This window comes from Mycobacterium colombiense (assembly GCF_001672755.1).
GTDB classification, from domain to species: Bacteria; Actinomycetota; Actinomycetes; order Mycobacteriales; family Mycobacteriaceae; genus Mycobacterium; species Mycobacterium colombiense_C.
Genome location: NZ_LZKI01000194.1, coordinates 1 through 21,405 on the forward strand (window position 1 = coordinate 1; position 21,405 = coordinate 21,405).

Sequence of the window (21,405 nt, forward strand, 5' to 3'; positions counted from 1 at the left end):
GACCGCGGCGGCCGGTAACGGCGTCATCGCCTCGAAGGCGGACAGCGGCAGCAATATCAGCACGGCCAGGGTGGTGGGCGCGACCGTGTGCGCCAACCCGATCCCGCACACCACCGCGCCCAGCACGCTCGCCCCGATCGCGGCGGTCGGCATCGCCTCGGCAATTGCCGCCGGTTTGGCGGCGGCGTCCAGGGCATCGCCCCAAGCGCGTTGCCGGCGTTGCGATTCGGCGATGACATCGGGCAGCAGGCCGGCGACCCGAAGCTCGGGGGCATGTTCGAGGGCGACCATCGCGGACGTGTCGCGTTCGGAATGATGCTGCCGCGCAACGTCTTCCTGGGCTGCGGTGGCCCGGCCGGCGATCCGCGGCGCGACCAAGCCGGCGAGCAGCAGGCAGACGGCCAGCACCACCGCGGCGGCCGGTGAGATGGCCGCGACGACGGCGGTTGCCGCCAGCGCCAGCACCACCGCGACCCCGATCGGCACCAGGGCGCGCACCAGAACGTTGGCCAGCTCGTCGACGTCGGCGCCCACCCGCGCCACCAGTTCACCGCTGTGCAGCCGTACGGCGGCCGCGGCCGGCCCGCGCGCCAGCCGCTGGTAGATCTGCACCCGGGCGGCGCCGGCCGCGCGCAAGGCCGTGTCGTGGGTGGCCAGCCGCTCGCAGTAGTGCAGCACGCCGCGCGAGATCGCGAACATCCGAACCGCGACCGCCGCCACCGACAGGTCCAGCACCGGCGGCATCTGCCAGGCCCGCGTGATCAGCCATGCCGACACACCGGCCAGGGCCAGCGCGCTCCCCAGCGAGAGCACCCCGAGCGCAATCGCCGCCAGGAGGCGGGGCAGCCGCGGGCGCAGCAGTGTCAAAGCGTCGATGAGCGGATCAGGCCGGCGCATAACGCACCCCCCGGTCGGCGACGACTTCGATGACCCGGTCGCCGATGGCCAGCACCGGGGCACGATGGCCGACGACGATGACGGTCGCACCGGCCCGGGCCCGCTCGACGACGGCCCGCAAGACGCGGTCCTCGGTGGCCGCGTCCAGGTGCGCGGTCGGTTCGTCGAGCAACAGCACGGCGGCCGTCGAGCCGAGCGCACGGGCCAACCCCAGCCGTTGCCGCTGCCCCAACGACAGCCCGACACCGCCGCGTCCGAGCACGGTGCCGCCCCCATTGGGCAGCTCTGCCAGCACCGCGTCGAATCCGGAATCGGCACAGGCTTTTTCGGCGTCGTACAGATCGCCGAGCAGCTTCAGGTTGTCGTCGACGGTGCCCGGCATCAGCACCGGTCGCTGGGGAAGCCAGGACAGCTGCGCCCACCAGCCGGCCGGCTCCAGCTCGGCGACGTCAACGCCGTCCACGACCACCCGGCCCGACGAGGGCCCGCTGATGCCGGCGATCGCCTGCAGGGTGGTGCTCTTGCCGGCGCCGTTGCGCCCGGTCAGCACGGTCACCGAGCCGGGTTCGATGACCGCGCTCAGATCGTGCGGTGCCTTGCCGTCGCGGCCGTCCACGGTCAGATGGTCGAGGCGGATCCGCGCGTCGCGCGCGGTCACCGTCTGAGTCCCGGCCGTCGACGCGGCCGGCTCGCCGATGAGCGCGAACGCGGCACCGGCGGCGGCCCTGCCGTCTTGCGCGGCATGAAATTCCACGCCGATGCGGCGCAGCGGCCAGTACACGTCCGGCGCCAGCAACAGGACGGTTAAACCCGTGGTCAGGGTCATCTCGCCGAACACCAGTCGAAGGCCTATTCCGACGGCGATCAACGCCACCCCGAGCGTGGCCAGCAGCTCCAGCACCAGGGCCGACAGGAACGCGATCCGCAGCGTCGCCATGGCCGAGCGGCGGTGCGCCGCGGCCAGTTCGGCGATGCGATGTTCGGGGCCCGAGCTGCGGCCCAGCGCCCGCAGGGTGGGGATGCCGCCGATCAGGTCCAGCAACCGCGCCTGCAGCGTGGTCATCGCGGCCAGCGCCGCGGCCGACCGGTCGGCGGTCGCCAGACCGATCAGCACCATGAAGATCGGTATCAGGGGCAGCGTGATCGCCACGACTACCGCCGATTTCAGGTCATAGGCCGCGACCACCGCGACGGTGGCCGGGGTCAGGATCGCGGCGAGCATCAACGTCGGCAGGTAGCCGGTGAAGTAGGGGCGCAGGCCATCCAGCCCACGGGTGACCACGACGGCGGCGGCGTCGCGTTCCGCCGCCAGTTCGCTGGGTTGCCTGGCGGTCACCGCGGCGAGTACCTGGCCGGACAGATCGGCGATGACCGCGCTGGCTCCCCGTTGCCCCAGTCGGGCCTGAAGCCAATGCGTCACCGCGCGGACTACCCACAGCGCCAACAGGATTGACAGCGATCCCAGCCAGACGTGTAGGCCCCGGGCGGCGGGCTGGCCGACGACGTCGGCGACGATGCGTGCCAAGACGACGGCCGATCCGATCGCGCAGCCGGAGATCAGCACGCCGCAGCCCACGACGGCGACCAGGTAGCGGCGCACCGCCGTTGAGGCTCGCCACAGTCTCGGGTCTAGCGGCGCCCGGCTGGTACGGTCCGTACCGCTCAGGACGGGCGCCTTGCCAGTCCGATCGGCGCGGGTATCCGGTCGGCCGAGATCCGTTGCCGGAAAATCCAATACGACCAGGCTTGGTAGATGACGGTCAGCGGGGCCATGAACGCCGTCACCCACGTCATGACTTTGAGGGTGTAGTGGGTGGAGGAGGCGTTGTAGATGGTCAGGCTCCACTGCTTGTTCAGCGTCGAGGGCACCAAGTTCGGATACAGCGAGCCGAAGAGCAGGATCACCACGGCCGCGACCACCAACGCGACGCAGGTGAACGCCCAGCCGTCGGACGCCCGGCGCCACACCAGCAGCACCGCCGCCAGTTGAGCCAGCACCGCCACGGCCAGCACCAGCCAGGTCCAATCCTTGCCATGAGCCAGTTGCGTCCAAAGGCCGAATGCCGCAACCAGTCCGGTGACCGGAAGCGATAGCCAGACGCCGAACCGGTATGCGTCCTCACGGATGGCGCCGGAGGTCTTCAACGCGACGAATGTCGCTCCGTAGAACAAGAACAGTCCGGCGGTGGCCAAGCCGCCGAGCAGCGTGTAGGCGTTGAGCACATCGGTGATCGAGAGGTGAATGCGGCCGTCGGCCTCGACCGGGAGTCCGCGCACCAGGATGGCGAACGCGACGCCCCACAGAACGGCCGGCAGCCAGGATCCGGCTGCGATGCCGACGTCGGCCCAGCCGCGCCATTTGGTGTCATCGATCTTGCCGCGCCACTCGATCGCCACGGCGCGCACGATCATGCCGAAAAGGATCGCCAGCAGCGGCAGGTACAGCGTGGAGAACACGGTGGCATACCAGGCGGGGAAGGCGGCGAACATCGCTGCGCCGCCGACGATCAGCCAGACCTCGTTGCCATCCCACACCGGTCCGATGGTGTTGAGCGCCGTGCGGCGCAGCGGTTCGGGTTCGCCGATGCCGACGCGGGCGAACGGCTCCATCAACATGCCCACGCCGAAGTCGAAGCCCTCGAGGATGAAGAAACCCAGGAACAGCACCCCGATGATGCCGAACCACACTTCCTGCAGTCCCACCGTCGCAACTCCTTTCGGCGTCGGTTAAGCCCTGGTCAGTACGCGAAGGACAGAGGTGCCACCTCGTCATCACTGGGCGCTTGTGGGGGAGCGGGTTCCGCGTCGTGTTCCAGCGGCCCTTCGACGGTGTAGCGCTTGAGCAGGAAGAACCAGAGGACCGCGAGCACCGCGTAGATGAGGGTGAAGGTCACCAGGGAGGTGATGACCATGCCGGGCACGTGATGCGACACCCCTTCGCGCACAGTCAGCCGAATCATTTGGTCCCCAGTGGGATTGGGCGCCACCACCCAGGGCTGGCGGCCCATCTCGGTGAACACCCAGCCCGAGATGTTGGCCAGGAACGGCGTGGGGATGGTGAGCAGGGCGAACCAGGACATCCAGCGGCTCTTGGGTGTTCGCCCGCCGCGGGTGACCCACAACACGGTCAGGGCGAACAACACCGGGATCGCCAGGAATCCGATCATCGCCCGGAAGGACCAGTAGGTGACGAACAGGTTCGGCCGGTAGTCGTCGGGTCCGAAGCGCTGCTGATACTCCTGCTGCAACTCGTCCACCCCGCGCAGCGTCACGCCGCTGAACTTGCCCTCGGCCAGAAACGGCAGCACGTAGTGCACCTTGATGACCTCGGCGACGCTGCCGCAGTTGTTGTGCGTTCCGATCGTCAGCACCGAGAAGTCGGGGTCGGTCTGGGTGTGACATAACGCTTCCGCCGACGCCATCTTCATCGGCTGCTGGACGAACATGAGCTTGCCCTGCCGGTCACCGGTGAAGAACAGGCCGACAGTGGCGAGCAACACCACCCCGCAGCCCAGGATTGCCGCCGGGCGAAACATGGTGCGGGCATCGGTCTGCGCTTCGGGCGTAGTGGACCCCTGCCTGCGTGAGCGCACCATCCACCACGCGCTCACGGCGGCGACGAAGGTGCCCGCAACCAGAAGCGCGCCGGTCACGGTGTGTGAGAACGCCGCTTGCGCAGTGTTATTGGACAGCAGGGCGAAGATGTCGTCCAGCTCGGCGCGTCGCGTCGCCGGGTTGTAATGCGCGCCGACCGGGTGCTGCATGAACGAGTTCGCCGCGATGATGAAGAACGCCGACGCGTTGACGCCGAACGCGACGATCCAGATGCAGGCCAGGTGTATCAGCTTCGGCAGCCGGCTCCAGCCGAAGATCCACAACCCGATGAACGTGGACTCGAAGAAGAAGGCGAACAGTCCCTCCATCGCCAGGGGCGCACCGAAGATGTCGCCGACGAACTTCGAGTACTCCGACCAGTTCATCCCGAACTGAAATTCTTGGACGATCCCGGTCGCCACGCCGATGGCGAAGTTGATCAGGAACAGCTTGCCGAAGAACTTGGTCAGTCGGTACCAGGCGGTGTTACCGGTGGCCACCCACGCCGTCTGCATGATGGCGATCAGCGGCGCCAAACCGATGGTGAGCGGCACGAAGATGAAGTGGTAGACGGTAGTGATACCGAACTGCCACCGCGAAATATCGACGACATTCATCTGTCATCTCCCGAGACTGCGGAGGGCCGATCAACGGCTACGACAGAGTGTAGTAGATGAGTCGGCGCCCCCGCTACCGGTGCCCTTGTCAGACGGCGAGGGTTTTGGAGGCCTTGCGAATTCCGAACGACGAAATGATCTCGAACACGCCGATGACCACAAACCACGCGCCGACCACGATCGCCAGGGTGACGATGGATTGGAACGGCGACGCCAGCACGACGATGCCGGCGAGCAGGCTGATCACGCCGACGAAGATGTTCCAGCCCCGGCCCGGCAGGTGTGGGTCGCTGACGGCCGAAATCGTTGTGGCGACACCGCGGAAGATGAATCCGATGCCAATCCAGATGGCCAGCAGCAGGATTGCGTATCCCTGACCGAAATGACGGAATGCCAGCAGCGCGAGGATCAACGACGCTGCGCCACTGATGAACAGCAGGATCCGGCTGCCCGCCGAGACATGAAGCGAGAACGCGAAGACAACCTGCGCGATGCCGGTGATCAATAGATAAACGCCGAAGGCGACGGCGGCGACCAGGATGGAAATTCCCGGCCACGCCAGCACCAGGACGCCGAGGACAAGAGACAGAATTCCCGACAGCAGAGCGGATTTCCACAGATGCGGCAGCAAGCTTGGAACGGGGTGGGTTCCAGGAGAGCCAGGGGAGATAGTCATGGCCGCAGTCTGGCACAAACGCGAGCCGTGGTACAGGGACTTTCGTCAGATGTGGACCGTGCGTGGGTCTTCGGCACGCAGGTCGGTGGGTTCTTCGCCTGCCTTGCGGCCGATTAGATACCAGGTGCGCATAACGCCCTTGCCCTTGATCTCGATCCGGCCACGCTCCTGCAGAACGAACTCGTGTTTGAGGCGTTCATACATCGCCTCGGGCACTTGAATTCGGCCCACCGAATCGGTGGACTCCATCCGCGACGCGACGTTGACGGCGTCGCCCCACACGTCGTAGAAGAACCGCCGCGAACCCACGACGCCGGCCACGACGGGTCCGCAGGCCATGCCCATCCGCAACGGGACCGCATGGCCGTGCGGATCCTTCAGTGCCGCAGCAACATTGGCCATGTCGAGCGCCAGAGCGGCCAGGGCGAAGGCGTGGTCCGGCCGCGCGCGCGGGACCCCGCTGACCACCATGTAGGAGTCGCCGCTGACCTTGATCTTCTCCAGGCCGTGGCTGTCCACCAACTCGTCGAAGGCGCCGTACAACCGGTCGAGGAACTGCACCAAGTCGGCCGGGCTGGTGCTGCTGGCGCGTTCGGTGAAGCTGACGATGTCGGCGAACAAGACCGAGGCCTCGTCGTACTTGTCGGCGATCACGTCCCGGTCGGCGCTTTTGAGGCGCTCGGCGATGCTGCCCGGCAGCATGTTGGCCAGCAGCGCCTCCGACCGCTGGTACTCGGATTCCATCACCGCCTCGGCGCGCTGGGTGTCGCGCAGCGCGTACCACACCGTGATGAACACCATCACGCATGCGGAGACGATGGTGACGACGAACATCATCGACTGCGCCCACGCCGGCACCAGCCCGGTATCGCGGGGAACCAGGAATTCCAGGGCGATGATCAGGCCGGCGGCGATCGCCGCCAGCATTGCTGCCAACACGATGTGATCAAGCCCCAGCACCAGCACCACCAGGCAGGCGCCCACCACCAAGAAGAACTGGGCGCCCGAGGCCGTGCCCGAGTCCCAGCAGGTGGCGAAGACCGTGACGTAGGCGGCCCCGATAAAGGTCAGCGGTGCGACCAGATCACCGAAGCGGTGCAGCCACGGCACGCACGCGAAGATCACCGCCGAGACGACATTGAGGACCAGCATCTCCCAGATCCACGCGCCCGTGACGACCTGAAGTACGACGAAAGTGGTGCACACCGAAACCGCGAGCCAGGCCGCGATCGTGAGCACTCGATACTCGCGTGCGGCGCTGTCGGCGTAGTGCTGATTGCGGTCGCGTGACTGGGCCCGCGCCGCGGCCACGCAGTCCGGGCGCTCCGAGGAGCTGTCTAGGCGTGTTGGTGGGGCACCACACTTCTTGGCCGCCACGGGTGTAAGCCTAACCGCTGAGCAGCGAATCTTGTCGACTGCGGGAGGAATATTGCCGTTTTCGCTTCCGCAAGTTTCCGAGTCTGATAACAACTTTGTTATCGGGTTGTAATCGGGTTTGCGAATGGATCGTTATGGTTATTTAACACGTGTTCGGCAGGGCTGTTAGACACGTGTTCGCCTCGACTAAGGGGTGCCTGATGACGGGTCTCAAGAGATTCGTTCTTGTGTCAATCCTTGCTCTGACCGCCGTACTCATGGACGGCTGTAGTGCGGCCTGCAGCGAGCCGAGCTGGCTCCTCCGGGTCGCCGGCGACTCCATCGGTAACGACGCCACGGGGCTGAATGTCTCTGCGTCAGACCAGGTCTGCATCACCCGATCATTCGGAGACTGAACCGGACGGTGGGCCTCGACGAGGGGTGAGGCCCACCCCAACGGTCCGCTCCGCGCGGGATCTCCGAGCATTGGCTCACTCGGCCGAAGCCGTTGCTGGATGCATTTCGGCGCGTGGCAGCGCGGGCGGAAAAAGAATATGAATTCATTGCGCTCTTGCTAAATGCCATGCTTTTCATAATTGCGCGGGGTTTATTAAATACCCAGAATCCATACCGTTGGACGGTATCTGACCGTGTTAACAGACCTTCGGGTTTGATGGCGGCCGCGGAGGCGCGATTTCGGTACCGGAAAGTGGTTGTGGCTCCCGCCCGCCGCGCCGATTCGAGCGTCGGGATGCCGGGACGGAAAGCCACGAGTGGCCTCGACGTGACACCGAGGGCGGCGCCGGACCGCGATGCGTCTCTCGGGGTGGCCGTTTGCCGGCTCGCACGCGGTGTCTGTGGTGCCCTCGGTGAGATTCGAACTCACACTGGACGGGTTTTGAATCCGTTTCCTCTGCCAGTTGGGATACGAGGGCGCGCGGCCTCTTACGTTAGAGGCAGCCTCCCACCATAGAGGATCAGGAGTGCTCAACTGCCTCACCGCCCCCGAGGTCGCTGGTCCGAGGCGTTCACGACACAATATGCGTTATGACAGGCCCCACGACCGACACCGACGCCGCTGTGCCGCGCCGGGTCCTGATCGCTGAAGACGAAGCGCTCATCCGAATGGATCTCGCCGAGATGCTCCGAGAGGAGGGGTACGAGATCGTCGGGGAGGCCGGCGACGGACAGGAAGCCGTCGAATTGGCCGAGCGCCATCAGCCGGACCTGGTGATCATGGACGTGAAGATGCCGCGCCGCGACGGCATCGACGCGGCCTCGGAGATAGCCAGCAAGCGCATCGCCCCCATCGTGGTGCTGACCGCGTTCAGCCAACGCGATCTGGTAGAGCGGGCGCGTGACGCGGGGGCGATGGCCTATCTGGTGAAGCCGTTCACCATCAGTGACCTCATCCCGGCCATCGAATTGGCCGTCAGCCGCTTCGGTGAGATCGCCGAGCTCGAACGCGAGGTGGCCTCGTTGTCCGACCGGCTGGAGACCCGCAAGCTCGTGGAGCGGGCGAAAGGGCTGCTGCAAAGCGAACAGGGCATGACCGAGCCCGAGGCCTTCAAGTGGATTCAACGGGCCGCCATGGACCGCAGGACCACGATGAAGCGGGTGGCTGAAGTCGTCCTGGAGACCCTGGATCCGTCCAAAGACGCCTGAGGGTGAACCAGCGCGTCGAGTCTGCGGTGGGGGCGAAGACACGCCGAGGGCAGCCGCCGTGGTTGCACGCTCAAAGCCCTGGTTGCACGGTCGAGGCCGTAATCGCCGGTGGCCCCAGGCCCTAACGCGCGACGATCACCGACGAGCCGTGCCCGAACAGGCCCTGGTTGGCGGTCACCCCGACGGTGGCGTTCTCCACCTGGCGGCCGGTGGCCTGGCCGCGCAGCTGCCAGGTCAACTCGCAGACCTGAGCGATCGCCTGGGCGGGGATCGCCTCGCCGAAGCACGCCAGCCCGCCCGACGGGTTGACCGGGACCCGGCCGCCGATCGTGGTGGCGCCGCTGCGCAGCAGCTCCTCCGCTTCGCCCTTGGCGCACAGCCCCAGGTGCTCGTACCAGTCGAGTTCCAGCGCGGTGGACAGGTCATAGACCTCGGCCAGGCTCACGTCCTCGGGCCCGATGCCCGCCTCGGCGTAGGCCGCGTCGAGGATCTGATCCTTGAACACCCGCTCCGGTGCGGCCACGACCGCGGTGGAATCCGTTGCGATGTCTGGCAATTCGGGCAGATGCTGCGGGTAGCGCGGCGTGACCGTGCTGACCGCGCGCACCGACGGCACGCCCTCGAGCGAGCCGAGGTGCTTGCGGGCGAACTCGGCGCTGGCCACGATCAGCGCCGCGGCGCCGTCGGAGGTGGCGCAGATGTCGAGCTGCCGCAGCGGGTCGGAGACGACCGGACTCGCCAGCACGTCCTCGACCGAAGATTCCTTGCGGTAGCGGGCATTCGGATTCTGCAGGCCGTGCTGGGAGTTCTTCACCTTCACCGCGGCGAAGTCCTCGGACGTCGCGCCGTAGAGGTCCATCCGGCGCCGCGCCAGCAGCGCGAAGTACACGGGGTTCATCGCACCGATGAGGTGGAAGCGCTGCCAGTCGGGGTCGTTCTTGCGCTCGCCGCCGACCGGGGCGAACGCGCCCTTCGGGGTGGTGTCGGCGCCGATGACCAGCGCGACGTCGCAGAAGCCGGCCAGGATGTGGGCGCGGGCGCTCTGCAGCGCCTGCGACCCGCTGGCGCAGGCCGCGTAGCTGGAGCTGACCGGCACGCCGTTCCAGCCGAGTTTCTGCGCGAACGTCGACCCCGCGATGAAGCCCGGGTAGCCGTTGCGGATGGTGTCGGCGCCGGCGACCAGCTGGATCTGCTGCCAGTCCAGGCCTGCCTCGGCCAGCGCGGCGCGCGCGGCGACCACGCCGTATTCGGTGAAGTCGCGGCCCCATTTGCCCCACGGGTGCATCCCGGCGCCGAGGATGTAAAGCGGTTCCGGAGCGCTCATGAGGCCACCTTCCACGCGTGCACGAGGCGTTCGACGCCGTCGACGTCGGTGAACAAGGTCATGGTGGCCAGCTCCATCTCGATGCCGACCTTCAGGTCGGCGGCCAGCGTGCCCTCGACCACCTTGCCGAGCACGATGATGCCCTCGTCGGCCAGCTCCACCGCGGCGATGGCGAACGGCTCGAACGGGTCCGCCGCCGGGTAGGGCGCGGGTGGCGGGTACCGGTTCTCGGTATAGCTCCACAGCGTTCCCCGGGTCGACAAAGCGACGGACTCCAGGGCGTCGCTGGCGCAGGCCGGGTTGGGGCAGTTGTTCTCCCGCGGCGGGAACACATAGGTGCCGCACTCGGGGCACTTACTGCCGATCAGATAGGGGCCACCGGCCCCGTCAGTAGTCGAGTCGGTGGCGAACCACCCGTCGATCGCGGGTTCTTGACTGGTGACCTCTGGCACTGGGTCAGACTACCGAGCCCAAACTCAAAACTGAAACGTGTTGCAGTTCTCCTGGTGGCACGGTCGGGGCGCCCAGCCCCGTCACACCGGGTGCCTAGAGTGAGAGCCGTGCCCGCGACGAAAACCACTACGAAGACCAGCGAGGAAGAAACCACGCCGACGCTGATGCTGCTGGACGGCAACTCGCTGGCGTTTCGGGCGTTCTATGCGCTGCCCGCCGAAAACTTCAAAACCCGCGGCGGGCTGACCACCAACGCGGTCTACGGCTTCACCGCCATGCTGATCAACCTGCTGCGCGACGAAGCCCCGACACACATCGCCGCGGCGTTCGACGTGTCGCGTCAGACCTTCCGCTCCGAGCGCTACCCGGAGTACAAGGCCAACCGGTCGGCGACGCCCGACGAGTTCCGCGGCCAGATCGACATCACCAAGGAAGTCCTGGCGGCGTTGGGCATCACGGTGCTGGCCGAGGAGGGGTTTGAGGCCGACGACCTGATCGCGACCCTGGCCACGCAGGCCGAAAACGAGGGCTACCGGGTGTTGGTGGTCACCGGCGACCGCGATTCGTTGCAGTTGGTCAGCGACAACGTGACGGTGCTGTATCCCCGCAAGGGGGTCAGCGAGTTGACCCGCTTCACCCCGGACGCCGTCGTCGAGAAGTACGGGCTGACGCCCCGGCAGTACCCCGACTTCGCCGCCCTGCGCGGCGATCCCAGCGACAACCTGCCCGGCATTCCCGGCGTGGGGGAGAAGACCGCCTCCAAATGGATCGGCGAATACGGGTCGCTGCAGGCGCTGGTCGACAACGTCGATTCGGTGCGCGGCAAGGTGGGTGACGCGCTGCGCGAACATCTGGCCAGCGTCATCCGTAACCGCGAGCTGACCGATCTCGTCAAAGACGTGCCGCTGGCCCAGACCCCGGACACGTTGCGGCTGCAGCCGTGGGATCGCGACCAGATTCACCGGCTCTTCGATGACCTGGAGTTCCGGGTGTTGCGGGACCGGTTGTTCGAAACCCTGGCCGCGGTGGAGCCCGAGGTCGACGAGGGGTTCGACGTGCGCGGCGGTGCGCTGGAAGCCGGCGAGCTCGCCGTGTGGCTGGCCGAGCACAGCTCGGGAAAGCGGTTCGGCCTGGCCGTCGTCGGCACCCACCTGGCCTACGACGCCGACGCCACCGCGCTGGCCATCGTCTCCGCCGACGGCGAGGGCCGCTACATCGACACCGCAACGCTGGATCCCGAAGACGAAGCGGCGCTGGCGTCTTGGCTTGCCGACCCCGGTCCGCCCAAGGCGCTGCACGAGGCCAAGCTGGCGATGCACGACCTGGCCGGACGGGGCTGGACGCTGGCCGGCGTCACCTCCGACACCGCGCTTGCGGCCTACCTGGTGCGGCCCGGGCAGCGCAGCTTCTCCCTCGACGACCTTTCCCTGCGCTACCTGCGCCGCGAGCTGCGCGCGGAAAACCCTGAACAGCAACAACTTTCGCTGCTCGATGACAATGAGGGCACCGACGACCAGGCGGTGCAGACACTGATTCTGCGCGCCATCGCGGTACTCGACCTGGCCGACGCGCTCGACGAGGAGTTGGCCCGCATCAACTCCACGTCGTTGTTGAGCGGGATGGAGCTCCCGGTGCAGGCTGTGCTTGCCGGCATGGAAAATGCCGGTATCGCAGTCGATTTGGACCTGCTCAACGAGCTGCAAAGCGATTTCGCTCACCAGATCCGCGACGCGGCCGAGGCGGCGTACGCGGTGATCGGCAAGCAGATCAACCTCGGCTCGCCAAAACAGTTGCAGACGGTGCTCTTCGACGAGCTGGAGATGCCGAAGACCAAGCGCACCAAGACCGGCTACACCACCGACGCGGATGCGCTGCAATCGCTTTTCGACAAGACCGGCCATCCGTTTTTGCAGCATCTGCTGACCCACCGCGACGCCACCCGGCTCAAAGTCACCGTCGACGGGTTGCTGAACTCGGTGGCCTCGGACGGGCGCATCCACACCACGTTCAACCAAACCATCGCCGCCACGGGCAGATTGTCGTCGACCGAGCCGAACCTGCAGAACATTCCGATTCGCACCGAGGCGGGCCGGCGGATCCGCGACGCGTTCGTCGTCGGCGACGGCTACAGCGAGCTGATGACGGCCGACTACAGCCAGATCGAGATGCGGATCATGGCCCACCTGTCCAAGGACGCGGGCCTCATCGAGGCGTTCAACACCGGGGAGGACCTGCACTCGTTCGTCGCCTCGCGGGCGTTCGGCGTGCCGATCGAAGAGGTCACCGCCGAGCTGCGCCGCCGGGTCAAGGCGATGTCCTACGGCCTGGCCTACGGATTGAGCGCCTACGGGCTGTCCGCGCAGCTGAAAATCTCCACCGAGGAAGCCAAAGATCAGATGGAGCAATACTTCGCCCGGTTCGGCGGGGTGCGCGACTACCTGATGGACGTCGTGGAGCAGGCCCGTAAGGACGGCTTCACGTCGACGGTCTTCGGCCGCCGTCGCTACCTGCCCGAACTCGACAGCAGCAACCGTCAGGTGCGCGAGGCCGCCGAGCGGGCGGCGCTCAACGCGCCGATTCAGGGCAGCGCGGCCGACATCATCAAGGTGGCGATGCTCGAGGTCGACAAGGCGATCAAGGACGCCGGGCTGTCCTCCCGGATTTTGCTGCAGGTGCACGACGAGCTGCTGTTCGAGGTCGCCTCCGGCGAGCGGGAACAGCTGGAGGCGCTGGTACGCGACAAAATGGGCGGCGCGTACCCGCTCGATGTCCCGCTGGAGGTTTCGGTGGGTTACGGCCGCAGCTGGGACGCTGCGGCGCATTAAACGACTGGCGCGCCGAACCAGGGGGTGTCATGAACGCAGGCTGGATCGTTCCGTTCATCGTCCTCGGCGGCGCGCTGCAGACGTGCGGAGCCGCCATGAACGGCCAGCTCTACAAGCACCTGATCAACCCGTGGCTGGCGTCGGCGATTTCATTCGCGGTGATCACCGTTTTCTTCATCGCCGCATTCGCGTTGATGCCGAAACCGCTGCCCACCGCCCGCGACGTCGCGTCGATGCCCTGGTGGGCCGTGGTCGGTGGCCTGGTCGGGGCTGTCCAGGTCTATGCCGGCCTCACCCTGGTCAACCGGGTCGGGGCCGGCACGTTCATGGGCATCACCGTCACGTCAGCGCTCATCATTTCGCTGGTGATCGACCATTTTGGCTGGTTGCGGCTCGATCCTCACCCGATCACGCTGCTCAGGGCCGTCGGCGGCATGCTCATGGTGTGCGGAGTAGTGCTGATCGCCAAGTTCTGACAGGTGGCTTGCGAAAAATTTGCCCGCACGTCATGTCCGCGTCAGATACGCAGAGGTGTTAGCGGCCGAGTTTGGCCAGCATGAGCACAGTCGAGTAGCCTCGACAGGTAAATCCCAATTGTCCCTACGACCAAACCTGTCCGGAGCAACCCAACAACATGCCGAGTCCCGCCGTCACCTCGCCGCAAGTAGCCGTCAACGACATTGGCTCGAGCGAGGACTTTCTCGCCGCAATAGACAAAACGATCAAGTACTTCAACGATGGCGACATCGTCGAAGGCACGATCGTCAAAGTGGACCGGGACGAGGTGCTCCTCGATATCGGCTACAAGACCGAAGGGGTCATCCCCGCCCGCGAACTCTCCATCAAGCACGATGTCGACCCCAACGAGGTCGTTTCCGTCGGTGATGAGGTCGAAGCCCTGGTCCTCACCAAGGAGGACAAAGAGGGTCGCCTGATTCTCTCCAAGAAGCGCGCGCAGTACGAGCGCGCCTGGGGCACCATCGAGGCGCTCAAGGAGAAGGACGAGGCCGTCAAGGGCACCGTCATCGAGGTGGTCAAGGGTGGCCTGATCCTCGACATCGGGTTGCGTGGCTTCCTGCCCGCCTCGCTGGTCGAGATGCGCCGGGTGCGCGATCTGCAGCCGTACATCGGCAAGGAGATCGAGGCCAAGATCATCGAGCTGGACAAGAACCGCAACAACGTGGTGCTGAGCCGCCGCGCCTGGCTGGAGCAGACCCAGTCCGAGGTGCGCAGCGAGTTCCTCAACCAGCTGCAGAAGGGTGCCATCCGCAAGGGTGTGGTGTCCTCCATCGTCAACTTCGGTGCGTTCGTCGACCTCGGCGGTGTGGACGGTCTGGTGCACGTCTCCGAGCTGTCCTGGAAGCACATCGACCACCCGTCCGAGGTTGTGCAGGTGGGCGACGAGGTCACCGTCGAGGTGCTCGACGTCGACATGGACCGCGAGCGGGTTTCGTTGTCGCTGAAGGCGACTCAGGAAGACCCGTGGCGCCACTTCGCCCGCACCCATGCCATCGGCCAGATCGTGCCCGGCAAGGTCACCAAGCTGGTTCCGTTCGGTGCGTTCGTGCGTGTCGAGGAGGGCATCGAAGGTCTGGTGCACATCTCCGAGCTGGCCGAGCGCCACGTCGAGGTCCCTGACCAGGTGGTCGCCGTCGGCGACGACGCGATGGTCAAGGTCATCGACATCGACCTGGAGCGCCGCCGGATCTCGTTGTCGCTCAAGCAGGCCAACGAGGACTACACCGACGAGTTCGACCCGGCGAAGTACGGCATGGCCGACAGCTACGACGAGCAGGGCAACTACATCTTCCCCGAGGGCTTCGACTCCGAGACCAACGAATGGCTCGAGGGCTTCGATAAGCAGCGCAACGAGTGGGAAGCCCGTTACGCCGAGGCCGAGCGCCGGCACAAGATGCACACGGCGCAGATGGAGAAGTTCGCCGCCGCCGAGGCTGCCGGGCACACCGAGCAGTCGCCGGGCAACGGCGCTCCTCCGGAGAAGGCGGGCGGATCGCTGGCCAGCGACGCCCAATTGGCCGCTCTGCGGGAGAAACTCGCCGGCAACGCGTGACGCTCTGCTGAGCACGCCATGCTGCGGATCGGGCTGACCGGTGGCATCGGCGCCGGCAAGTCGGCGCTGTCGTCCACCTTCGAGCAATGCGGTGCCGTCATCGTCGACGGTGACGTCATCGCGCGCGAGGTGGTGCGGCCGGGGACCGAGGGCCTGGCCGCGCTGGTCGAGGCGTTCGGAGGCGATATCCTGCTTGCGGACGGGTCGCTGGATCGACCGGCTTTGGCCGCCAAGGCCTTTCGCGACGACGAGGCACGCAAGACGCTGAACGGGATTGTCCACCCCCTGGTGGGCAATCGCCGTTCGGAGATCATTGCCGCGGTGCCCGAGGATTCCGTTGTGGTCGAGGACATTCCGCTGCTGGTGGAGTCCGGGATGGCGCCGCTGTTCCCGCTCGTCGTCATCGTCTACGCCGACGTGGAGGTGCGGCTGCGGCGGCTGGTCGACCAGCGGGGCATGCCGGAGGATGACGCCCGTGCGCGGATCGCCGCGCAGGCCAGCGACGAGCAGCGCCGCGCGGTCGCCGACATCTGGCTGGACAACTCGGGCAGCCCCGAGGATCTGGCACGGCGGGCCCACGACGTGTGGAACACCCGCATCGTCCCGTTCGCGCACAACCTGAGCGCACGCCAGATCGTCCGGGCTCCGGCCCGGTTGGTGCCGCCCGACCCGAGCTGGGCCGACCAGGCGCAACGAATCGTGAACCGGCTCAAGACCAGCTGCGGTCACCGCGCGCTTCGCGTCGATCACATCGGCTCGACCGCCGTGCCGGACTTCCCGGCCAAGGACGTCATCGACGTTCAGATCACCGTCGAATCCCTGGCCGTCGCAGACGAACTCGTCGAGCCGTTGCTGTCCGCCGGGTACCCTCGCATCGAGCACGTTGCCGAGGACGTAGCCAAGCCCGACGCCCGCAGCACCGTCGAGAGCTACGACCACCGGGACGATGCGGACTTGTGGCTCAAGCGAATTCATGCCTCGGCCGATCCCGGTCGACCCACCAACGTGCACATCCGGGTGGACGGCTGGCCCAACCAGCAGTTCGCCCTGCTGTTCGTGGACTGGCTGACGGCCAATCCCGACGCCCGGGCCGACTACCTGAACGTCAAGCGCGTCGCCGAAAAGGGCGGCGGCGGAGACACCGCGGCCTACGTCGAGATCAAAGAGCCATGGTTCCTCGACGCGTACCGGAGGGCCTGGGAGTGGGCCGACTCGACCGGCTGGAAGCCCTGACCCGGATCAGGGCAACGGCGCGCCGCACTGCAGCGCCCCGTTGTTGGGATCGCTGTTACCGGCCGTCGGTCTCACCATCTGGTCGGTCTGGGTGAAAACGTTGTCGTCGGCGTCGATTTCGCAGTGCACGTTGGCCGCGTAGGGAAAGCGCAGCACAATCCGCAGGCCGGCCTGCGCCGGATCGGGAAGCACGGTGTTGGCCTCGAATACGTTGCCCGGCATGGAAGGAAGGCCGGTCGTGCTCGTCTGGCCGCCGTTGGTCACGAACGTGGCCTGGCTACCGGTCGTCAGAGCGTCGATCCTCGCCCGATAGGTGATGTTGTGCAGATCCGCTCTTGCGATCGGGGGATTCAGCTGGGCGCCGGCGATGACCGTCAGCGCGGCGATCTGCATCCACCTGCGGGATTGGGAGCTCATAGCAGCTGAGATTACGCCCAGCGTCGTCTGGCCCACCAGGCTGTTCGGTGGGGTGCTAGGGCTGGCAGTGGGGACACCAGAACGACATCCGGCCGCCGATCCGACGGTGGCGAAGGGCGCTGCCGCAGCGCGGGCAGTGCGGGTCTGGATCGTCGCGTGCCCCGGTGAGCCAGCGCGGTAGGCCGGGCACCCGGCCGTGGCGCACCGCCGTGTGCAGCACTTGCGTCATGGCGCGATGCAAGTCCTTGACGGCTTCGTCGTCCAACTCCGCAACCGGAACGGTGGGCCTTATCCTGGCCCGCCAGCAGATTTCGTCGACGAGCAGATTGCCGAGGCCCGCGATCACCGACTGGTCCATCAGCGTCGGCTTCAGGCGACCGCGTCGCCCGGCCAACACCTCGCGAAACCTTCGCAGGCCCATGCCCAGCGCGTCGGGCCCCTGGCGCCCCAGGACGTCCGCGAGGTCGTCCTCGTCGTCGGTCAGCCAGATTCCGCGCAGCTTGCGCAGGTCTGCGTAGCGCAGTTCACCCTTGTCGAGCGACACCACCAGGCGCTCATACTTTTCCGGCTCGGCGCCCGCGTCGGTGTAGTACGGGTGTCCGGTCATCCCACTGTGGATCAGGAGGGTCGGGCCATCGGTCGGCAGTATCAGCCATTTGCCGTGCCGGCGCGGGGCGCGGAACCGGTGCCCGGCCAGACGCCGGGCGAGCGCGGCGGCGGTGGCGTTGCGCAAAATTCCGGGGTCGAGGACAGCTACGTGTTCAATTCGGCGGCGGGGCAAGGTTTTAGCAAGCTCGCGCCGGAACCCTTCGACATCCGGCAGTTCAGGCACGAGGTTTCGCCGTCATGACGCGCGGTGCCGGGTGACGAAACACATTTCACGTGCATACCCGCCGCCGGACCGGGAAAACGGCTACGGCCGACGCCAGGTCAGCGCCATGCCGTGGTGTGCCAGCCACCGCGACAGGTCGTAGCCGTTGCAGGCCAACCCATCGACGGCGGCCACGGCGCGTCGCACCGCCCGCTCGGCGGCCTCGGGAGTCAGCAATCCGTGCCGGACGGCATCCAGCAACTCGTCGACATCGGTGAGTTCGGCCCCGGCGCCGGTGCGGACCTCGATATCCAGGTAGTGGTCCTCGGAATGCCACACGGTGGGACCGGGTGAGTATTCGCCGACATCCAGGTAGTAATCGTGGTCACGTTCATGCCCGGGATTGAAGTGAAACACGGTGGCGCGCAAGCCCAATGACGGCAGTAGCCACGACTCGAGGTAATGGAACTGGGCGCGGCCGGGAGTGGGGCGGGCGATGTAGAGGCCCCACGGGTGCACCGCGTACTCCTCGACTGCCCGCACGATGCCCTTGGGATCGGTGTTCGTGCGGGCCAGGAGGTCGAACGTCTCGTGCTTCGGCGCGTGAATGATGTCACCCTACCGCCGCGGGGCGATCCCCTACCGGCGCAACCGGATCTTCCACCGCACGAACCCGGCGTAGAAGAGCGACAACGCGGCCAGCATGCCCATGTCCAGCAACCAGATCTTCGACGTGTGTTGCCAGAACCGGTCTTGGGACAGCAGCGAATCGGGCACCAGGTGGCGAAGATCCACCGTCGAAGACGCCGCCGCATAACCCCAGCGCGCCGGCATCGCCCACGACAGCTGGTTCAAACCGAGTCGGCCGGTCACCGGGACCATCCCGCCGCACAGCACCAGCTGCGCCATCACCGCCACCACGAACAGCGGCATGATCTGCTCGCTGGACCGAACCAGCGACGAAATCGCCAGGCCCAGAATGGCCGAGGCGACACACGTCGCCGCCACGGTGGTGAACAGTTCGAAGGTGGCCCCGACGGTCGAGTGACCGAACAGCACCGCGCCGCGCGTCGGGGCACTCTTGCCGATCACCACGATCGCCGTCACGATCGCCGACTGCAGTATCGCGAACCCGCAGAACACCGCGCTCTTGGCGACCAGGTAGGCGGTGGTCGACAACCCGACCGCCTGCTCACGCTGGAAGATGGCGCGCTCGCCGACCAGGTCGCGAATTGTCAAGGCGGTGCCCATGAATGCCGCGGCCGGCATCAGCAGAGCCAGTATCTGCGCGGCCTCGTCAGGCGTCCCCGCATTGGGTGCCGGTACATGAAATCCGTTGCTGCCCGGGACGGTCAGCGACAGCGAGCCGAGGATGAACGGCAGCAGCGCCAGGAAGACGAAGTAGGCGCGGTCGGCGATCACCAGGCGGACCTGGCGGCGGGCGATCGTCGAGATCTGGCGCCGCACGCTGGTGTGTACCGGTTCGCCAAGGCTGCTCGGCTCGTCGGTCTTGTCCGGCAGGTACTTCTTCGGCCGCTTCTGCGCCTCGTTCTGTTCCAGGAAGCGGCGGTTGGCTTCCTCGGGATCGGCGCCGACCTGGGTGAAGATCTTCGCCCAGTTGGTGGTGCCCATCGCCCCGCCGATCTGGTCGGGCGCGCCGCAGTAGGCCGTCTTGCCGCCGGGCGCCATCAGCAGCACCTGGTCGCAGACGTCCAGGTAGGACAGCGAGTGCGTCACCACCAGCACGACACGACCGGCGTCGGCCAGCTGGCGCAGCATCGTCATCACCTGCAGGTCCAGCGCGGGATCCAGGCCCGAGGTGGGCTCGTCGAGGATCAGCAACGACGGCCCGGTCAGCAATTCGAGCGCCACCGAGGCGCGTTTGCGTTGCCCGCCGGACAGCTTCTCGACGCGGGTATCGGCGTGCTTGGTCAGGTCGAGCTCTTCGAGCACCTGGGCGACGACTTTGGCGCGGTCCGCTTTGCTGGTGTCGGGGGGCAGCCGCAGCTCCGCCGCGTAGCCCAGCGCCTGGTTGATGGTCAGCTGGCGATGCACCACGTCGTCCTGCGGGACGATGCCGATCCTGCTGCGCAGCGACGCGTATTCGGCGTGAATGTTGTGGCCCTCGAACGTCACCGAGCCGGACGTCGGGGTGGTGTAGCCGGCGATGAGCCGGGCCAGGGTGCTCTTTCCGGCGCCCGAACCGCCGATCACGGCGGTCAGCGTGCCGGGCCGCGCGGTCAGCGAGATGTCGTCCAGCAGTTGTTTGCCGTTGTCGACGACGTACTTGACGTCGCGCACCTCCAGGCCGCCGGTGCGGGTGGCGGCGGCGCCGTGTTCGGTCAGGGTGCCGTCGCGGAACACCAGGTCGACGTTGCCGATGGTGACGATGTCGTGCTCGGACAGGATGGCCGACCCGATCCGGGTGCCGTTCACGAACGTTCCGTTGACGCTGTTGTCGCGGATCTCGGTGCCCAGCTGGGTGGGCACCAGGGTCGCGTGCTGACGCGAGGCCAGGACGTCGGAGACGACGATGTCGTTCTCGGCCGCCCGGCCGATCGTCATGGCGCCGGCCGTGCCGGCGGCCGACGACGCGCGCGGCGAGAGCAATTTCACAAAACGCGTCGCCAGGTTCGACACGTCGGCCGTCTTGGCGTCGATGACGGTGAATTCCGCTGCGGGCGTGGGCGATGGCTGCGGCGGTGCGGCGTTTTCGCCCGCCACGGGCGGCGTGACCTGCAACCTTGCCGGCGAGCCGGGGTCGATGACGGTGAGCTGGTCGGGCGGTATGCCACGCGGCGCCGGTGGCGGCGGCACGCGGGGCGGCGGCGCCTGACGCGGCGGTGTCGACGGCTGTCGCGGCGGTGCGTTCGGCGGTCTGGCCGGCTGCCGGGGTGGCACGGGGCGCGACGGCGCCCCCTGCGGACCGCCGCGCGCCGGGCTCCTGCCAGGGCCGCCGGGCCTGCCCTGGGGGGGCCGCGGCGGGTGCGTCGGGTTGGTTTGCTCAGCAACCGCGGACCACGGCAGGGTCGGCGGTCCGGAATCGTGGCTCGGCCGGATCCGCGGCGGATGCCCGGCATGACCCTGCTGCGGTCCGATCGCGAAGGTCAGGCGCGGGCCCTGCGGGTTTCCGATGTGAATGCTCTGGCCGTCGTGTATGTCGACCACCGGCATCCGGTAACCGTTGAGGTAGGTCCCGTTCAGCGAGCCGTTATCGATTGCCAGCCAACGGCCTTGGTCGAACCGCAGGATCAGATGCGCCCGCGAGATCCGCGGATCGGCGATACGCAGATCGGCCTGCACGTCGCGCCCGACGACCACCTCGTGGCCGGCCGCGAAGGATCGTTGGGACCCGTCGTGCCGGATTGTCAGGATGGGCGGGGCGGGTCGAGTCACTACTCAAGTATCGGCCCGCGTTGGCAGTGCCCTCTATTGGACCCAGCTGTGACTTCGCTTTGTTTCGACT

The 21,405-nt window shown here is 67.0% G+C and carries 17 protein-coding genes and 1 tRNA gene; 5 read left to right on the top strand and 13 right to left on the bottom strand.

The genetic code is table 11. The features are described from left to right. The 7 genes from A5708_RS24710 to A5708_RS24745 all read right to left on the bottom strand — a co-directional run. On the bottom strand, positions 1-897 hold an 897-nt coding region (locus tag A5708_RS24710), incomplete at its 3' end, for an ABC transporter transmembrane domain-containing protein (protein WP_269199411.1). Beyond that, positions 884-2,497, bottom strand: a complete 1,614-nt coding sequence (cydD, locus tag A5708_RS24715) for a thiol reductant ABC exporter subunit CydD (RefSeq protein ID WP_065031135.1) — start codon at positions 2,495-2,497, stop codon at positions 884-886. The genes A5708_RS24710 and cydD, both read right to left, overlap by 14 nt. Before the next feature lie 62 nt (positions 2,498-2,559). Beyond that, complete coding sequence (gene cydB / locus A5708_RS24720; RefSeq protein WP_065031136.1) at positions 2,560-3,600, bottom strand: cytochrome d ubiquinol oxidase subunit II; 1,041 nt, start codon at positions 3,598-3,600, stop codon at positions 2,560-2,562. Between the two features lie 35 nt (positions 3,601-3,635). After that, a complete protein-coding gene (locus A5708_RS24725; RefSeq protein ID WP_065031137.1) occupies positions 3,636-5,108 on the bottom strand; it encodes a cytochrome ubiquinol oxidase subunit I in 1,473 nt (490 codons plus the stop codon). 88 nt (positions 5,109-5,196) lie between these two features. Next, positions 5,197-5,802 carry an HdeD family acid-resistance protein gene (locus A5708_RS24730; RefSeq protein WP_419538353.1) on the bottom strand — a complete coding sequence of 202 codons (606 nt, stop codon included), beginning with the start codon at positions 5,800-5,802 and terminating at the stop codon, positions 5,197-5,199. Positions 5,803-5,829: 27 nt separating this feature from the next. Beyond that, positions 5,830-7,161 carry an adenylate/guanylate cyclase domain-containing protein gene (locus A5708_RS24735; RefSeq protein ID WP_065031139.1) on the bottom strand — a complete coding sequence of 444 codons (1,332 nt, stop codon included), beginning with the start codon at positions 7,159-7,161 and terminating at the stop codon, positions 5,830-5,832. A gap of 837 nt (positions 7,162-7,998) precedes the next feature. Further along, positions 7,999-8,075: transfer RNA gene (locus A5708_RS24745), tRNA-Leu, on the bottom strand. A gap of 112 nt (positions 8,076-8,187) precedes the next feature. Between A5708_RS24745 and A5708_RS24750 the strand changes: the two genes are divergently transcribed. Continuing rightward, positions 8,188-8,805, top strand: a complete 618-nt coding sequence (locus tag A5708_RS24750) for an ANTAR domain-containing response regulator (RefSeq protein WP_064883477.1) — start codon at positions 8,188-8,190, stop codon at positions 8,803-8,805. Between the two features lie 121 nt (positions 8,806-8,926). Here the strand turns inward: A5708_RS24750 and A5708_RS24755 are convergent, their stop codons facing one another. Beyond that, positions 8,927-10,129, bottom strand: coding sequence for a lipid-transfer protein (locus tag A5708_RS24755; RefSeq protein WP_064952728.1), 1,203 nt, complete (start codon positions 10,127-10,129; stop codon positions 8,927-8,929). Next, positions 10,126-10,581: a Zn-ribbon domain-containing OB-fold protein gene (locus tag A5708_RS24760; RefSeq protein ID WP_065031140.1), complete on the bottom strand. Its 456-nt coding sequence runs from the start codon at positions 10,579-10,581 to the stop codon at positions 10,126-10,128. Before A5708_RS24760 ends, A5708_RS24755 begins: the two co-directional genes overlap by 4 nt. Before the next feature lie 165 nt (positions 10,582-10,746). Between A5708_RS24760 and polA the strand changes: the two genes are divergently transcribed. The 4 genes from polA to coaE all read left to right on the top strand — a co-directional run bounded on the left by polA (position 10,747) and on the right by coaE (position 16,711). Then, positions 10,747-13,407 carry a DNA polymerase I gene (gene polA / locus A5708_RS24765; protein WP_196772743.1) on the top strand — a complete coding sequence of 887 codons (2,661 nt, stop codon included), beginning with the start codon at positions 10,747-10,749 and terminating at the stop codon, positions 13,405-13,407. 29 nt (positions 13,408-13,436) lie between these two features. Next, positions 13,437-13,883, top strand: a complete 447-nt coding sequence (locus A5708_RS24770) for a DMT family transporter (protein WP_065031142.1) — start codon at positions 13,437-13,439, stop codon at positions 13,881-13,883. Positions 13,884-14,041: 158 nt separating this feature from the next. After that, a complete protein-coding gene (gene rpsA / locus A5708_RS24775) occupies positions 14,042-15,478 on the top strand; it encodes a 30S ribosomal protein S1 (protein WP_065031143.1) in 1,437 nt (478 codons plus the stop codon). Positions 15,479-15,496: 18 nt separating this feature from the next. Beyond that, a complete protein-coding gene (gene coaE, locus A5708_RS24780; protein WP_065031144.1) occupies positions 15,497-16,711 on the top strand; it encodes a dephospho-CoA kinase in 1,215 nt (404 codons plus the stop codon). A gap of 6 nt (positions 16,712-16,717) precedes the next feature. Here coaE and A5708_RS24785 read toward each other — a convergent pair whose 3' ends face one another. The 4 genes from A5708_RS24785 to A5708_RS24800 form a co-directional block, all read right to left on the bottom strand. Next, on the bottom strand, positions 16,718-17,128 hold the full coding sequence (locus tag A5708_RS24785) for a hypothetical protein (RefSeq protein ID WP_065031145.1): 411 nt from the start codon (positions 17,126-17,128) through the stop codon (positions 16,718-16,720). 55 nt (positions 17,129-17,183) lie between these two features. Then, on the bottom strand, positions 17,184-17,960 hold the full coding sequence (locus A5708_RS24790) for an Fpg/Nei family DNA glycosylase (protein ID WP_065031146.1): 777 nt from the start codon (positions 17,958-17,960) through the stop codon (positions 17,184-17,186). Positions 17,961-18,041: 81 nt separating this feature from the next. After that, complete coding sequence (locus A5708_RS24795; RefSeq protein ID WP_065031147.1) at positions 18,042-18,482, bottom strand: DUF402 domain-containing protein; 441 nt, start codon at positions 18,480-18,482, stop codon at positions 18,042-18,044. A 96-nt stretch (positions 18,483-18,578) separates the two neighbouring features. After that, a complete protein-coding gene (locus A5708_RS24800; protein ID WP_196772742.1) occupies positions 18,579-21,335 on the bottom strand; it encodes an ATP-binding cassette domain-containing protein in 2,757 nt (918 codons plus the stop codon). Positions 21,336-21,405: the final 70 nt, after the last annotated feature.